The organism is Vibrio sp. 2134-1 (assembly GCF_033339495.1).
This window is the reverse complement of sequence record NZ_JAWOUS010000750.1, coordinates 1-572: the sequence shown is the minus strand read 5'-3', so window position 1 is coordinate 572 and position 572 is coordinate 1. Positions and strand designations below refer to the sequence as shown.

The 572-nt window shown below is 45.5% G+C and carries 1 protein-coding gene; it reads left to right on the top strand.

The features are described 5' to 3' along the window. The coding region (locus R7R78_RS28325; protein WP_225474876.1) for a LysM peptidoglycan-binding domain-containing protein at window positions 1-461 on the top strand (461 nt) is incomplete at its 5' end. Between the last annotated feature and the right edge of the window lie 111 nt (window positions 462-572).

Below are 572 nucleotides of genomic sequence, written 5' to 3'. Positions count from 1 at the left end.
TGTCTGTGATTGCGAATAAATACGGTACTAACTCGAAAGCGTTGATGGCTGAGAACAAGTTGAAATCGACCAGCTTAGCGGTTGGACAAAAACTGCGTATTCCGTCAGCTGGCAAGATCCAAGTGCCAAGCAAGCCTATTACAGTAGAGACTGAAACGATTACTCATACCGTTAAATCGGGTGAGTTCTTGGGTAAGATCGCAAGTCACTATAAAGTGAAGCTGTCGGATATTCGTCGTGAGAACAACTTAAAATCCGATACCTTATGGGTTGGTCAAAAACTTAAGATCACCGTAGCAGTGAAAGATAAACCGATCCGCAAGCACAAAGTCGCGCGAGGGGAATACCTTGGTAAGATTGCGTCCAAATATGGCGTGAGCGTTGCGAGTATTCGCCAAGCAAACAACTTGCGCTCGGACGAGCTTGCTGTTGGGCAAGTCCTGATCATTCCAAACAAATAAGTAAGTGAGCTTCTAACTCATTATGACGATTAAAATTTTGCCAGCTAGGCTCGCCAACCAAATTGCGGCAGGGGAAGTGGTCGAAAGACCTGCCTCTGTCATCAAAGAGTT